At 73.3% G+C, this 16,119-nt stretch carries 6 protein-coding genes; 1 reads left to right on the forward strand and 5 read right to left on the reverse strand.

The window, feature by feature from the left end:
* The first annotated feature begins 131 nt into the window (after nt 1-131).
* Complete coding sequence (locus Q9R28_RS15170) at nt 132-1,256, forward strand: hypothetical protein (protein ID WP_311206496.1); 1,125 nt, start codon at nt 132-134, stop codon at nt 1,254-1,256.
* A gap of 84 nt (nt 1,257-1,340) precedes the next feature.
* Here Q9R28_RS15170 and Q9R28_RS15175 read toward each other — a convergent pair whose 3' ends face one another.
* The 5 genes from Q9R28_RS15175 to Q9R28_RS15195 form a co-directional block, all read right to left on the reverse strand.
* Nucleotides 1,341-2,390 (reverse strand): aspartate-semialdehyde dehydrogenase, encoded by a 1,050-nt coding sequence (locus Q9R28_RS15175; protein WP_066655174.1) that lies wholly within the window; start codon nt 2,388-2,390, stop codon nt 1,341-1,343.
* Between the two features lie 37 nt (nt 2,391-2,427).
* Nucleotides 2,428-3,693, reverse strand: coding sequence for an aspartate kinase (locus Q9R28_RS15180; protein WP_066655175.1), 1,266 nt, complete (start codon nt 3,691-3,693; stop codon nt 2,428-2,430).
* A gap of 121 nt (nt 3,694-3,814) precedes the next feature.
* Nucleotides 3,815-4,414 carry a recombination mediator RecR gene (gene recR / locus Q9R28_RS15185; protein WP_066655176.1) on the reverse strand — a complete coding sequence of 200 codons (600 nt, stop codon included), beginning with the start codon at nt 4,412-4,414 and terminating at the stop codon, nt 3,815-3,817.
* Nucleotides 4,414-7,485 carry a DNA polymerase III subunit gamma and tau gene (locus Q9R28_RS15190; protein WP_311206497.1) on the reverse strand — a complete coding sequence of 1,024 codons (3,072 nt, stop codon included), beginning with the start codon at nt 7,483-7,485 and terminating at the stop codon, nt 4,414-4,416. Before Q9R28_RS15190 ends, recR begins: the two co-directional genes overlap by 1 nt.
* Nucleotides 7,486-7,630: 145 nt before the next feature.
* Nucleotides 7,631-15,610 (reverse strand): choice-of-anchor G family protein, encoded by a 7,980-nt coding sequence (locus Q9R28_RS15195; RefSeq protein WP_311206498.1) that lies wholly within the window; start codon nt 15,608-15,610, stop codon nt 7,631-7,633.
* Nucleotides 15,611-16,119: the final 509 nt, after the last annotated feature.

Genomic DNA, 16,119 nt, shown 5'->3' on the forward strand with positions numbered 1-16,119 from the left:
TGGGTCGCCCGGGGGCATCGTCCGGGTGCGGGGTGCCGGCCGTACCCATCGCACATGCTAGTGAAGTACGACATTCCGTATGTGGCACCATTTCACGGTCCGATCGACCGTCCCCTCCCGGAGGCCCCACCGTGAACCACCCCCGGCGCGCCCGTCTCGCGCTCCCGCTCCTGCCCGCGGCCGCGTTAGCCCCGCTCCTGCTCGGCCCCGCCGCCCTGGCCGACACGCTCCGCTCGCCGCAGCCCGAGCCACGGACTGCACCCGCTGCGACGCTGGAGGGCACCTTCCACGTCGTCGGCACCACGGGCTTCGTCGCCGTCGCCGACCACGACGGCCAGCCCGTGCTCGACACCCGCCCGGTCGCCGCCGACACCGCGCACTACCCCGCGCCCGGCACCACCGGTCCGCTCGTCGTCGGGTCGATGTGCCTGTCCGCCCTGAACGGTCCCGGCCTGCCCTTCGCCGCGCTGGTCGACGCCGCCGCCCCCTCCGGCTGTCTCCAGGTCCGCACGACGAGCCCTGCGCCCCACGTCGTCCGGTTCACCGCCGACGACCCGTCCTCACCGGCGAACGGCCTCGAGCTCGGCCTACAGGCGGACGGGGCGCTCCTGGCGCTCGGCACCGCGGGGTCCGACATCGAGCTCGTCACCGAGGGGCCCGTCGTCGCACCGACGCTCGACCAGACCGACCTGGCACCCGGTTCCGCCCTCTCGGGCACCGCCACGCCCGGCGCGCACGTCGTCGTCGTCCGTGACGGGACGGTGGCCTGTGAGACCGATGCCGCCGATCGAGGTGCGGACGACGCCGGACACTGGTCCTGCTCGCCGATCGATGCGCTCACCGAGGGCACGTACACCCTCGAACTGTTCGCCTCGACCCCCGCCGGGCAGCTCGCGCCGCCCGTCCCCGTCGAGGTCGTCGTGTCCGCAGGGACCGGCGCCGGCGACGGTCCGGACCCCGACCCCGGTGACGGCGAGGGCACCGATCCGGGTGACGCACCGTCCCCGGGGGACGGTGCCGGAGGCACGGGCGGCACCGGGACCCCCGGTGAGGCCGACCAGACCGGCGAGCCCGGCGCGGACGGACCGTCGCCAGGACCGGCGACGACCGCCCGGACCGTCGACGCCGCGCCGCAGGGGCGCCTCGCCTGGACCGGCACCGAGGTGACCGGACCCCTCGCCGTCGCGCTCGCGCTCCTCACCGCCGGGACCGGCGTGCTGCTGCACCGACGACGTCGCGTTCGGTCCCGTTCCTGACGGTCGGGACGACGGACGGGAGGCCCGTGGCGGTGTCGCCACGGGCCTCCCGTCCGTCACGTGTCGCGTCGGCGACGGTGCTCGCTAGGCGGCGACCGCGCGCCGTTCGAGGATCGTCTCGGCGATCTGCACCGCGTTGAGCGCAGCGCCCTTCCGCAGGTTGTCGTTGCTGACGAAGAGGACCAGGCCGTGGCCGTCGGGCGCGGACTGGTCCGCGCGGATGCGGCCGACGAAGGACGGGTCCTGACCGGCTGCCTGCAGCGGAGTCGGGACGTCCGCGAGCTCGACGCCCGGGGCCGTGGCGAGGAGCTCCGTCGCCCGCTCGGGCGAGAGCGGCTGCGCGAACTCGGCGTGCACGGAGATCGAGTGCCCGGTGAACACGGGGACGCGCACGCAGGTCCCGGCGACGAGCAGGTCGGGCAGCTCGAGGATCTTGCGGCTCTCGTTGCGGAGCTTCTGCTCTTCGTCGGTCTCCCCCGTGCCGTCCTCGACGATGCTGCCCGCGAGCGGGACGACGTCGAAGGCGATCGGTCGGACGTACTTGACCGGCTCCGGGAAGGACACGGCCGAACCGTCGTGGGTGAGCGCCGCGGTGTCCTGCTCGAGCGCCGCACGCGCCTGGCCGAGGAGCTCCTCGACTCCGGCGAGGCCCGACCCGGACACGGCCTGGTAGGTGGTCGCGACGAGACGGCGCAGCCCGGCTTCGGTGTCCAGCACCTTGAGGACCGGCATGATCGCCATCGTCGTGCAGTTCGGGTTGGCGACGATGCCCTTCGGGGCGTCGTCGATCGCGTGCGGGTTGACCTCGCTCACGACCAGCGGCACCTCGGGGTCCATCCGCCAGGCGCTCGAGTTGTCGACGACCACCGCACCCGCCGCCGCGAACTTCGGCGCGAGGGCGCGTGACGCCGTGGCACCGGCCGAGAACAGCGCGATGTCGATGCCCGACGGATCGGCGGTCTCGGAGTCCTCGACGACGATCTCCTCGCCGCGGAACGACAGCGTCGAACCGGCGGACCGGGCACTCGCGAAGAACCGGACGTGGTCAGCCGGGAACGCGCGCTCCTCGAGGAGGCGACGCATCACGGCGCCGACCTGGCCGGTGGCGCCGACGACGGCGACGGTGGTGCTCATGTGGTGCTCCTGCTCGTGGGTCGTGTCGGCGCGGGGCTCAGCGCCCGGTGCCGGCGTAGACGACGGCTTCCTGGTCGGCGTCCAGCCCGAAGGCCTGGTGCACGACGCGCATGGCCTCGTTCAGGGTGTCGGCGCGCGTGACGACCGAGATGCGGATCTCCGAGGTGGAGATCATCTCGATGTTGATGGACGCCTCGTGCAGGGCGCGGAAGAGCGCCGCCGAGACACCGGCGTTGGTCCGCATGCCGGCACCGACCAGGGCGAGCTTGCCGATCTGGTCGTCGTACTGGATGCCCGAGTAGCCGATGTCGGCCTTGGCGACCTCGAGCGCGGTCAGGACGCCCTGGCCCTGGTCCTTCGGCAGCGTGAACGAGATGTCCGTGCGACCCGTGACCGCCTCGGACACGTTCTGCACGATCATGTCGATGTTGGCGCCGGCGCGGGCCACGATCGTGAAGATCTCGGCGGCCTTGCCGGGGGTGTCGGGCACGCCGACGACGGTGATCTTCCCCTCGGAGAGGTCTCCGGCGATGCCGGTGATGATCGGTTCTTCCACGGTTTCCCCCTCTGCAGGGTTGTAGACGATGGTGCCCTCGGCGTTGCTGAACGAGGAGCGGACGTGCAGGGTGACGCCGTGCCGACGGGCGTACTCGACGGCACGGATGTACAGGACCTTGGCGCCGGAGGCGGCGAGCTCGAGCATCTCCTCGCTCGTGATCCGGTCGACCTTCTTGGCCTTCGGCACCACGCGGGGGTCCGCGGTGAAGATGCCGTCGACGTCGGTGTAGATCTCGCAGACGTCGGCGTCGAGCGCGGCGGCGAGCGCGACGGCGGTGGTGTCCGACCCACCGCGACCGAGCGTGGTGATCTCACCCGTCGTGCGGTTGAACCCCTGGAACCCGGCCACGATCGCGACGTGCCCGGCGTCGAGCGCCTCGCGCACGCGCTTCGGGGTGACGTCGACGATGCGGGCCTTGCCGTGCTGGGCGTCCGTGAGCATGCCGGCCTGGCTGCCCGTGTACGACGATGCTTCGACCCCGAGGCTCTTGATCGCCATCGCGAGCAGCGCCATCGAGATGCGCTCCCCCGCGGTGAGCAGCATGTCGAGTTCACGACCGGCGGGGATCGGCGTCACGGAGTGCGCGAGGTCGACGAGCTCGTCGGTCGTGTCGCCCATCGCCGAGACGGCCACGACGACGTCGTTGCCCGCCTTCTTCGTCTGGACGATCCGCTTCGCCACGCGCTTGATGCTCTCGGCGTCCGCGACGGACGATCCACCGAACTTCTGCACGATCAGGGCCACTGGCTGGTACTCCCGGGGACGACGGTTCCGCGACGGTCGCGCGGTCTGTCAATCGTAGAGGGTGTTCCGCGGATGTTGCGTGCGAGGCGGGCTCGACGCAACGATCCTGCGCGCACGTCCGTCAGTGACCGACCACGCGTCGGCCCTCGAAGGCGCGGCCGAGGGTCACCTCGTCGGCGTACTCGAGGTCACCACCCACCGGCAGCCCGGAGGCGAGTCGCGTGGTGCGGATGCCCATCGGGACGAGCAGTCGGCTGAGGTAGGTCGCCGTCGCCTCGCCCTCGAGGTTCGGGTCGGTGGCGATGATGACCTCGTCCACGGTGCCGTCGGCCAGCCGCGTCATCAGCTGCTGGATCCGCAGGTCGTCCGGACCGACACCGTCGATCGGGCTGATCGCTCCGCCGAGCACGTGGTAGAGCCCACGGAACTCGCGGGTGCGCTCGATGGCGGCGACGTCCTTCGCCTCCTCCACGACGCAGATCACCGACGGCGACCGACGGGGGTCACGGCAGATGCTGCACCGCACGTTCTCGGTGACGTTGCCGCAGACCTCGCAGAAGCGCACCTTCTCCTTGACCTCGGCCAGGAGTTCGGACAGTCGCGCCGGGTCGAACGACTCGGTCTGCAGGATGTGGAACGCGATGCGCTGTGCCGACTTCGGGCCGATGCCCGGCAGCCGACCGAACTCGTCGATCAGGTCCTGGACGATCCCGTCGTACATCAGGCGCCTTCCTCGTGCAGGGCGGTCTCCTCGATGAACTGCGCGCCGAGGATCTCACGGACGACGGCCTCGCCGTACCGACCAGCGACCGGCGTCCGACGGACCTGGGGTGCAGCGGTCCGTGCCGGAGCTGGCTGCGCAGCCGCCTCCTGGGTCGGTGCTGTCTGCGCAGGTGCTGCCCGCTCGGGTGCTGCCTGCTCGGGCGCGGCCTGTGCTGAGCCGGTCGGCGCCGGTGCTGCCTGCGGTGCTGGTGCCCGCGTCGGTCGCTGGCTCGGTGCGCCCGAGGACGCGTGTGCTCCCGGATCGGGGAAGGGAGCGCCGTCGTCGTAGGGCTCGTCGTCGAGCGGGTAGTCGTCGACCGGGACGTCCGGCCCACCGGAGGGTGCGGCGGCGGCGGTACCCGGCGCGGCGGGCGCTGCCGATGCGGGCGCTACGGCTGCGGCCGGTGCGGGCGCTGCGGCTGCGGCCGGTGCCGGCGCTCCCGGTGCGTCGGGTGTCGGGTCGCTCGGCGCAGCAGCACGGGCCGGCGCTGTTCCGGCACCGCCGAGCGCGGAGGCCGGACGGAGCTGTGCAGCGAGGGCCGCGTCGGCGGCGGGGTCGGAGACCGGTGCGACGGGCACGACCGGCTCCCCGGTGTCGGTCGTCCCGAACGGTGCCGACCAGCCCGGCTCGAGGTGCTCGGGCACGGCGCCGGCGGTCGGGTCGGTCGCCGGGATCGTGGCGACGGCCCAGTCGGTCACCGGAGCGCTGGGTGTGGCTGGCTGCTGCCGTGTGGTCGGCTGCTGCGATGCGCCCTGCTGTTGGTTCGCCTGCTGCTGCTGGCTCGCCTGCTGCTTCTGCTGGCTCGCCTGCTGCTGCTGGCTCGCCTGCTGCTTCTGCTGGCTCGCCTGCTGCTGCTGGCTCGCCTGCTGCTGCTGGCTCGCCTGCTGCTGCTGGCTCGGCTGCTGCTGCTGGCTCGGCTGCTGCGGCGCAGTCGGCTGCTGCTGCTGCGTCGGCTCTTCGGCAGTCGTTGGCTGCGGCGGTGCGGACTGCTGGCGCGCGGCCTGCTGCTGGCTGGTGTCCTCCGACGTCACGTGCGGTCGCGTCGGCTGCTGCTGCGACGCCTGCCGACCCGGCTCCGACGCGGGAGCACCGGCCGAGCGCTGCTGTCCCGGCCCACGGGCGACGAACTTCACCCGCAGGCCGAGGACGTCGATGATCGCCGAGCGGAGCAGTTCGCTGACGCTCGTCGCGGGGTCGGACATCTCCTTGAACGACGCCACGTCCTGCTGGCTGGGGAAGGTGAGCGTCAGCACGTCCTCGCGCAGGGCCGTCACCTGGGCCGTGACCACCACGGACCAGGCCGAACGCCGGGCGCGCTGGACGTGCTCGACGACCTGGGGCCAGGCGTCGCGGAGCTGCTGGAAGCCGACGGCGGCGACCGGTCGGACGACCGCCTCGTCGCCGACGGCCGTCCCCTGCCCGGTGGACGACGCGTTCGCGGTGCCCGACGGATCGTGCTGGTGCTGCTCGGTCGGGTGTGCCGTCGTCGTCGCACTCGACGCGCTCTGCTCCGCCGGTCGGCCCGCAGACCGATCGGTCGGGCCGTCGGCCGGACCCTGGCTCGGGGGCGTCGCCACGGCCGCCCAGGAGGCAGCGGCATCGCGCACGGTCGCGCCGGGGTCCCGCGGCTCGGCGTCACGCGCGGTCGTCGGAGCCTGATCGGCGGGCTCCTGATCTGGTCGGGTCGGCGCCGCTGCTCGGGTCGGGGTCGCGGTCGCGGTCGACGCAGCGGGCTGCGCAGCCGGGGAGCCGGCCTGCACCGGGGCGCTGCCCGCTCCCGTGCGCGGAACCGGAGCGCCCGCGGAGGACTGCTGTGCAGCCTGCGGTCGTTCGACCGCGGCGGGAGCCTGGTGTCCGCCGGCGTCGCCGACACCGACGCGACGCTCCAGCCGCTCGACCCGGGCGAGTGCACCGCGCTGGGTGTCGTCGACCTCGGGCACGAGCATGCGCGCCGTCATCAGCTCGAGGTGCAGTCTGGGCGACGTCGCACCGGTCATCTCGGTGAGCGCGCGGTTGGCGATGTCGGCGGACCGCGACAGCGCCGTCGCGCCGAAGACGCCGGCCTGCCGGGTCATGGTGTCGAGTTCCTCGGGAGAGATCCCGCGCAGCACGGCTGCGGCGCTCTCGTTCGTCGCCGCGACGACGATCAGGTCACGGAGCCGCTCGAGCAGGTCCTCGACGAAGCGACGCGGGTCCTGCCCGGTCTGCACCACGCGGTCGACCGCGGCGAAGGCCGAGGCGGGGTCGGCCACCGCCAGTGCGTCCACGACGTCGTCGAGCAACGCAGCGTCGGTGTAGCCGAGCAGGGCGACCGCGCGTTCGTAGGCGATCGCGCCGTCCTCGCTGCCGGCCATGAGCTGGTCGAGCAGCGACAGCGTGTCTCGCACCGACCCCCCACCGGCACGGACGACGAGCGGGAGGACACCCGGCGCGACGGAGACCGACTCCTGCTCGCACAGCTGCTCGACGTACTCGAGCATCGTGGCCGGCGGGACGAGCCGGAACGGGTAGTGGTGGGTCCGGGAGCGGATGGTGCCGATGACCTTCTCCGGCTCGGTGGTCGCGAAGATGAACTTCACGTGCTCCGGCGGTTCCTCGACCAGCTTGAGCAGGGCGTTGAAGCCCTGCGGCGTCACCATGTGCGCTTCGTCGAGGATGAAGATCTTGTAGCGGTCGCGCGCCGGTGCGAACACGGCGCGGTCGCGCAGGTCGCGCGCGTCGTCGACGCCGTTGTGGCTCGCTGCGTCGATCTCGATGACGTCGAGCGATCCCCCGCCACCCCGGGCGAGCTCCACGCAGCTCGGGCAGACGCCGCACGGCGTGTCCGTCGGGCCCTGCTCGCAGTTCAGGCACCGGGCGAGGATGCGCGCCGAGGTCGTCTTGCCGCATCCGCGCGGCCCGCTGAACAGGTAGGCGTGGTTCACACGGTTCGTCCGCAGGGCGGTCCGCAGCGGGTCGGTGACCTGCGACTGACCGATCAGCTCGGCGAAGTTCTCGGGCCGGTAACGGCGATACAGGGCGGTGACCACGGACCAAGGGTAGCCGGGACGGCCGACAGCGCGACGCCCTCGGCGACCACCTGTGGAGGGGGCGAGGAGCGGCGGGACGACACCGCGCCTCCCGGCCGTCGTGACGACGGACGAGAGGCGCGGTGCGGTCGGTGTGGGCGGACGGTCAGGCGCGCCCGCGGCGGATACGGCGTGCCAGTCGGGAGAGACCGAGCAGCAGGAACCCGAGGACCACCAGGCCGCCGGCGGCACCCGAGAGCGGAGCGACGTCCGCACCGGTGAAGGCGAGGTCGCGACCGGAACCGTTGCCGGATCCGGATCCGGATCCCGTGCCGGTGCCGGTGCCGGTGCCGTTGCCGTTGCCGTTGCCGGATCCGTTGCCGAGGGAACCGTTGCCGGCAGTGAGACCCGATCCGTTGCCGGCAGCGAGACCCGATCCGTTGCCGGTACCGATCACTCCGGTACCGGTGCCGGCTCCGTTCCCGGAGCCACCCGGCAGGCCCGGCTGGCCCGGCTGGCCCGGTTCACCGGGCTGACCCGGCTCTCCAGGCTCCCCGGGCTGACCAGGCTGACCCGGCTCTCCAGGCTCCCCGGGCTGTCCAGGCTGACCAGGCTCCCCGGGCTCACCGGGCTCCCCGGGCTGACCAGGCTGACCAGGCTCACCGGGCTCACCGGGCTCACCGGGCTCACCGGGCTCACCAGGCTGACCAGGCTGACCAGGCTCTCCGGGCTCACCAGGTTCACCGGGCTGCCCAGGCTCACCCGGCTCACCGGGCTGACCCGGCTCCCCAGGCTCACCAGGCTCACCAGGCTCACCAGGCTCACCAGGCTGACCCGGCTCACCGGGCTGACCCGGCTCCCCAGGCTCTCCAGGCTCTCCAGGCTCTCCAGGCTCACCAGGCTGACCCGGCTCTCCAGGCTCACCGGGCTGCCCCGGCTCTCCAGGCTCACCGGGCTGCCCCGGCTCCCCAGGCTCCCCCGGCTGCCCGGGCTCACCGGGCTCACCGGGCTCACCGGGCTGCCCCGGCTCACCCGGCTGCCCCGGCTCACCCGGCTGGGCGGCGACCACCACCACCGGCACCGTCTGGGCGGCGGACGTGGCACCCTCGACGGTCTGGGTCACCGTGAAGGTGTGCGCACCGACCCCGAGCTCCACGGACACCGACCAGGAGCCGTCGGCAGCCGCGGTCGTCACGACGGGGTCTCCCGCGTCGCTGCGGACCGTGACGGTCGCACCCGGGTCCGCCGTCCCGGTGACCTGCCAGGTGGCGGTGCCGTCGGCACCGGCCGTCTGCCGGGCCCCGGGCAGGGGCGAGGTGACCGTCAGGGGGTCGGCGACCCGGACGACGATCGGCACGACCTGCGAGTCGGAGGTGCCCCCGTCCACGGTCTGCGTCGCCTGCAGCGTCCAGTCACCGGCCGGGACCTCCTCGAAGGTGACGCTCCAGCGACCGTCGCCGCCGGCCGTCGTCGTCCGGACCTGCCCGGTCGAGAGCCGGACCTCGACCGCGGCGTCGGCTGCGGCAGTCCCGGAGACGGGCACGGTGGTCGTGCTGTCGAGCCCGGGGGCCTCGAAGAGGCGACCCGGGGTCGGGTCCGTGATGACGACGTCGTCCTCCTGCGCGGCGACCACGCTGATGCCGCTCGTCACCGGGGCCGAGGTGGCCCCGCCGACCGTCTGCGTCGCCGACACGGTGTGGTCGCCGACCGGGACGTCCGGCACGGTCACCGTCCAGGAGCCGTCCGCACCGGCCGTCGTCGACACCGTGGTGCCGTCGAGGTCGACCGTCACGGTGGCGCCCGGCTCGGCGGTCCCGCTGACCGGCACGGAGACCGTGTCCTGGTCCGTCGGGAACACCTGGCCGTCCACGGGGGCGGTCACCTGCAGCGGGGCCACGGCGGCGACGGTGAAGGCGACGTCGGGTGCTGCAGTGGTCCGGCCGTCCACGGTCTGCGTGGCGGAGGCGGTGTGGCCGCCGAGCGCGACGTCCGGCACGGTGACCGTCCAGTCGCCCTCGTCGTCGGCCGTGGTCGCGACGGCGGTGCCGTCGTCGATCGTGACCGACACCGTTGCGCCGGGCGCTGCCGTGCCCACGACCCGGACCGGCGTGGTGTCACCGACGATCCGGACGGTGCTGCCGGCCGCCGGCGTCGTGATGACGACGGCGTCCTCGTCGGCGACGTCCACGGTCACGTCCACCACGACGGGGTCGGAGGTGGTGCCACCGACCTCCTGGCCGACGGTCACCGTGTGGTCGCCGGGACCGACGCCCGGTACGACCGTGTCCCAGGTGCCGTCGTCACGGACGGGCACCTCGATCGGGTCGCCGTCGTCGACCACCACGGTGACCGTGCCACCGGGCTCGCCGGTGCCCGCCACGGGCAGGTCGACCGTCGGGTCGGACGCCGGCACCGTGACGACCTGGTCGTCGGTCGGCGTGCTGACCGTCAGGGGCGCACCGGCCTCGACCGTGAACGTGTTGACGACCGGACCCGAGGTGGACCCGTCGACCGTCTGCGTCGCCCGGACGGTGTGCTCACCCGTCGCGACGCCGTCGAACCGGACGCTCCAGGTGCCGGCGTCGGTCGCCGTCACGGTCTGCTCGTCGCCGTCGTCCAGGGTCATGCGGACCTCGGCACCGGGCTCGGCCGCCCCGTTCGCGACGATCGTCGCGAGGGAGTCGTCCTGTGCGACCGTGACGGTGGACCCGTCGGCCGGGGTGGCGATCGTCAGAGGTGCCGCGACCACGACCTCGATGGCGACCGTGACCGGCTGCGACGTGGTGCCGCCGACCTGCTGGGTGACGCTGACGGTCGTGGTGCCCGCGGGGACACCGGGGACGTCGACCGCCCAGTCGCCGTCCTCGTCGGCCTCGGTCGTGGCATCACGCCCGCCGCCGAGGTCGACCACCACGGTGGCGCCGGGCTCCGCGGTGCCGCGCACCGTGACCGTCGTCGTGGCGTCCTCGTCGGCGACCCGCACCTCGTCCCCGTCCGCGGGGGCGGTGATGACGACCGGCGCTGCCGCGACGACCTCGAAGGGACGCTCGACCGGCGTGGTCGAGGTCGAGCCGGCGACGGTCTGCGTCGCCGACACGACGTGCTCACCGACCGCGACGTCGTCGACGTCGACGCTCCACGTGCCGTCGTCGCCCACCGTCACGTCGACCGGGTCTCGGTCGTCGACGGTCACCGTCACGGTGGCGCCGGGCTCGGCGTCACCGGCGACCGTGACGGTCGTCGTGGCGGCGACGTCCGCGACGGTGACGGTGCCCTCCGGCTGCCGGACGACGAGCTCCGCCGCGGCGACGACCGAGACCGGTCGCGTGACGGGGGCGCTCGTGGTGCCGTTCACCGACTGCGTGACCGCCGCCGTCCAGGACCCCACCGGGACGTCCTCGACGGTGGTCGCCCAGGTGCCGTCGTCGCCGACGACCGTCTCGGCGGTGCCGCCGTCACCGAGGTCGACGGTGACCGTCGCCCCCGGCGCGCCGGTGCCGGCGAAGTCCACGTCGGTGGTGGCGTCGTCGTCCGCGACCGTGACGGCCGTGGCGCCGGCCGGCGTGGTGACGGTCAGCGGCGCCCCGGCGCGCACCGACACTCCGGCGCTGACGGGTGCCGAGGTGATCCCGCCGACGACCTGCGTCGCCCGGACGGTGTGGTCACCGGTCGGCACGTCGGTGAACGTGTGGGTCCACCGTCCGTCGTCGTCCGCCTCGACGGTCGCCTGTTCCCCGGTGGAGAGCGTGACGGTCACCGGAGCGCCCGGCTCGGCCGTACCGGCCGCCACGACGTCGGCCGTACCGGTCGCGTCGGCGACCGTGATGACGTCACCGTCGTCGGGGCTGGTGAGCGCGAGCGGTCGGCCTGCGCGCACCGTGAGCGTCTGCTCCGCACTGGAGGCGGTGGTGCCGCCGACCGTCTGCGTCGCCGTGACCGTCTGCTCGCCCACGCCGACGCCGCCGACGGTGACCGTCCAGTCGCCGCCGTCGTCCGCGGTCGTGGAGGCCTCGGCGTCGCCGACGCGGACCGTCACCGGTGCGTTCGGCTCTGCCGTGCCGGACACCGTCACGTCACGCGTGGTGTCATCGTCCGGGACGAGCAGGACCGCGCCGTCCTCGGGCGACGTGATGAGCACGTCGTCCGCGGCGACGAGCGTGACGTCGCGGGTCACGGGGTCGGACGTCGCCGGGCTGGAGACCCGGCCGGGCAGCGTCTGCGTGACCGACACCGGGTGCGTCCCGACGCCGACGTCCTCGAAGGTGACGGACCAGCTCCCGTCGGCGGCGACCGTGGTCGTCGCTCCGGGCTCCTCGCCGTCGATCGTCGCGACGATCGCCGCGCCGGGCTGCCCGGTGCCGGTGACCGTCACGTCACGGGTCACGTCGTCACCGGCGACCGTGATCGCCGCCGTGCCGGGAGCCGTGACGGCGAGGGGCGCCGCAGCGTCGACCAGGAAGCCCACGGGCAGGGCGTCCGTGTTCGCGCCGTTCAGCGACTGTGCCGCGTCGATCGTGTAGTCACCGGGGGCGAGCCCCGCTGCGTCGACCGACCAGGTCCCGTCGCCGTCGCCTGCGGTGGTCGAGAGCTCGAGGTCACCGACCGTCACCGTCACGGCTGCGCCGGGTTCGGCGACACCGCTGATCGTCACCGTGGCGGTGGCGTCCCCGTCGACCACGACGAAGCGCGAGCCGGCGGCCGGGCTGTCGATGGTGATGGCGGTGCCCGGGACGACGGTGAAGTCCCGCGTCTCGGTGGTACCGGTCGTGCCGTTCACGGTCTGCACGGCCTCGACGGTGTGCTGGCCGGTCCCGAGCTGCACCGGGTCGAGGACCCAGTTGCCCGCGGGGCCGGTCACGACGGCGACGGGTGCTGCCCCGTCGATGCTGACGGAGACGGTCGCACCCGGCTCCGCGGTCCCGCGGACCACGACCGACGCGTCGCCGGTGCTCGTGGCGGGGATCTCCTGCCCCTCGGTGGGAGCGGTGATCTCGAGGTCGTCGCCGACCTCGATCGAGATGTCCCGCTCGATCGCCGGCGAGGTCTGTCCACCGACGGTCTGGGTGACCGTCACGGTGTGACCGCCGGTCCCGACGTCCGGCAGGGCCACCGACCAGGTGCCGTCGTCGTCCACCGTGGTCGTGACGGGTGCTCGCTCGTCGAGCACGACGTCGATCTCGGCACCGGGCTGCGCCGTCCCGGTCACGTCGACGTCGACCGTGTCGTCGTCGTTCGCGACCACGGTCGTCGCGCCCTGCACCGGTGCGGTCACCTGCAGCGCTGCCGCGGGGACGACCGAGACGATCCGCTGCTGGGCCGGCGACGTCGTGCCGTTCACGGTCTGCGTCGCGGTCAGGGTGTACCGACCGACGGGCACGTCCTCGACCGTCGTCCTCCAGTCACCGTCTCCGTCGGCCGTCGTCGTGGCCGTGAGGCCGCCGCCGAGCGACACCGACACCCGGGCCCGGGGCTCGGCGGTCCCGGTGACGTCGAGGTCGGCGGTCGAGTCGGCGTCGAGGACGGGCACGGTGGCGCCGTCCGCAGGGGTCGCGATCGTCAGCGGGGCACCGACGGCGATCTCGAAGGCCGAGGTGACGGGCGCCGAGGTGGTGCCGGCGACCGTCTGCGTCGCGGTGATCGTGCGCTCACCGACCGGGACCCCCGGGAAGGTGGCGGTCCAGTCGCCGTCGTCGTCCGCCTCGGTGATCGCCGTGAAGGAGCCGCCGAGGTCGACCGCGACGGACGCGTTCGGCGCAGCGGTACCGGTCACCGTGACCGGGGTGGTCGACGTGGCGTCGGCGACCGTCAGGACGGCTCCGTCGGTCGGCTCCTCGATGGTGATGCCGGGAACGGCGGTGACCGAGAAGTCACGGGTCACCGGAGCGCTCGTCGTGCCGTCGACGGTCTGGGTCGCCGTGGCCGTGTAGTCGCCCGCGGGGACGTCCTCGACCGTGGCGGTCCAGGTGCCGTTCGTGTTCGCCGTGGTGGTGGCGGTCAGACCGTCGCCGAGCGTCACGTCGACGCGGGCACCGCCCTCGGCAGCACCGGTGAGCACGACGGCGCGGGTGTCCCCGACGAGCGGCAGGACCGCATCGGGGGCCGGAGTGTCGATGGTCAGCGTCCGAGCGGCGACGACCTCGAAGTCCCGCGTCACCGCGGCCGAGGTGGTGTCGCCGACGGTCTGCGTCACGCTGGCCGTCTGCAGCCCGACCGGGACCGCGTCGACAGGGACGCTCCAGACGCCGTTGCCGTCCGCCGTGCCGCTCGCCGTGACGTCGTCGCCGATCGTCACGTCGATCCGCGCGTTCGCGGTGGACGTGCCGGTGAGGGTCACCGGGGTCGTGGTCCCGGTCGTGGTGAACTGCTGCCCGGCAGTGGGCGTGTCGATGACCAGCGGACGCTGCGCGACGACCGAGAAGGCCTGCGTCGCGGTGCCCGCGGCGGCGCCGCCGACCGTCTGCGTCGCGGTGACGGTCCGGTCCCCGACCGGGACGTCCGCGAGTGTGGCGGTCCAGGTGCCGTCGGGGGCGACCGTCGCGGGGGCGGTCAGGCCACCGCCCGCGGCGAGCGCGATGCCGGCACCGGGTTCACCGGTCCCGCGCACCGTCACCGAGCGGGTGGAGGTGTCGGTCGGGACGCTGAACTGCTGCCCTGCCGTGGGTGCGGTGATCGTCGGGGCCAGGAACGCCGTGGCGCGCACCGTGGAGGTGGCGAGGTCGACCGTCGCGGCGTTCAGTCCCGGCAGCACCGTGAGGCGCAGGGCGGTCACGCTCTGCGCCCCTGGGTCGTACCCGCGAGGGTCGCGGAAGCGGGGGTCGTCCTGCGCGTTCACCGTCAGGTCGACCACCTGACGGAGCAGGAGCACGACGGGCGAGAGCGCCGTCGCGACGGCGGTCGTGGTGGTGGTGAGCGTGGTGCTGAGCTGGGTGAGGGCGGCGGAGTTCGCCAGCGGCCGCACCGCGGTCTGGAGGGCCGGGACGACGGTGCCGCTGACGAGCGTCCCGAGCACGGGGGCGACGTTGATCCCGAGGATCGTTCCCGTCGACACGGAGACCTGCGGCGTGGCCGCGCCCGACACGGCGAGCGCACCGATGGTCGAGTCGACGGTCACGTTGATCGGCAGGTTGACCGCCCCGGCCGCGCTGAGCGTGGCACTGACCTGGACGCGCACCCGTGCGGCGTCGACCGCGTTCGTGACGGCGGTGCTCAGGGTGGCAGGGAGCCGTGTCCCGAGGATGTTCGTGATGCTGCTGTTGATCGCGGCGACCGCAGCATCGGTGAGCACGGGGGTGTTCGCCGGCTGGTCGTTGAGCCGCGTCAACGTGTCGAGGTCGACGGTGATCGAACCGGTCGACGGGGTGATGGTCACCGCACCGTCCGTGATCGGCTGCGCGAGGACCCCGTCGATGGTCGGCCCGAGATCGAGGTTCGCGGTCGTCTGGACGCTCGTGTTCCGAACGGACACCAGCGGCGAGAGCAGCGATCCCAACGCCCCCGTGACCGCGTCGGTCGTCACCGCTCCGCTCAGCGCGGTGTTCACCGAGGCGGACAGCGGCGCGACGTTCGCCCGCAGGGTCGTCGCGAGTCGGGACACCGCGGGGCTGGTGAGCTGCAGGTTCGCGCCGGCGATGCGGTAGTCGCTCGCGGTGCTCACCGTCGCACCACGTGTGGCGCTGATCGTCGAGGCGAGCGCGCCCACCTGCAGCTGCGCGTTCGACAGCACGGTCGAGTCCGCGCGGACCCGGGTCAGCAGCGGGTTCAGGTTCAGCGTCGACGCACCGGCCCCGGTGCCGCTCCCGACGCCGATCGCCCCGTCGTTGCCGACGAGGCCGGAGGAACCGCGGGCGCCCGTCTGCGAGGTCGTCGCGAACTGCCCGTCGACACCGAGCGTCAGGATGCCGTTCGCGCCGAGCAGGTCGACGTTGTTCGACAGTCGGACGCCCAAGCTGTTCAGCGCGGTGAGGTCGAGCGGCTGGTTCGTCGTCCCGCCGACCGTGCTCGCGCTGCTCGCGGAGTAGGCACCGCGGAGCTGGGCGAGCGCGTCGACGTCGACGATGCCGGAACCGCTGAGCAGGAAGCCCTCGGCCTCGGCGACGTCCGTCTGCGCCGCTGCAGCCGGTTGGATCGCCACGGTGGCGGCGAGCAACGCCGTCACCGTGGCGACGACACCGCCGCGCAGGAGGAGGCTCCGGTCACCGGGAGCTCGTCGTCGAGCCCGGTTCCCGTCGCCGGTGATCCATCGTGTCCAGTTGACCGCTCCTGCGGGCACAGGGGTACCCCGGAGCGACACGTGCCTGCGCATGCGTGTCCCGTTTCCTGGCAGGCTCGCCTGCCACCTGATCCTCGGACTCCCCCGCTGGTGAGACGGGAGAGGGTCGGAACCCTGGTTGGGAGTTCCTGGGGGTGATCTTTACACATGAACAGGAACCGCGCACGAGGTTGCACGAGATTTCGTCGGCGAGTCCGCTCGGCGTACCGGAACCATCGCGGATCTGCCGGAGAACGGCGAAGACTTCCCATGCACAGGACGACACAGCCCCGGAACGAAGAAGACTCCGCACGCACAGGACGACACAGCCCCGGTCGCTCCAGCTGCGTCCTCGCCCCGGAACGAAGAAGACTCCGCACGCACAGGACGACACAGCCCCGGTCGCT

Origin of the sequence: Curtobacterium sp. BRD11 (assembly GCF_031844345.1) — a bacterium.
Lineage (GTDB): Bacteria > Actinomycetota > Actinomycetes > Actinomycetales > Microbacteriaceae > Curtobacterium.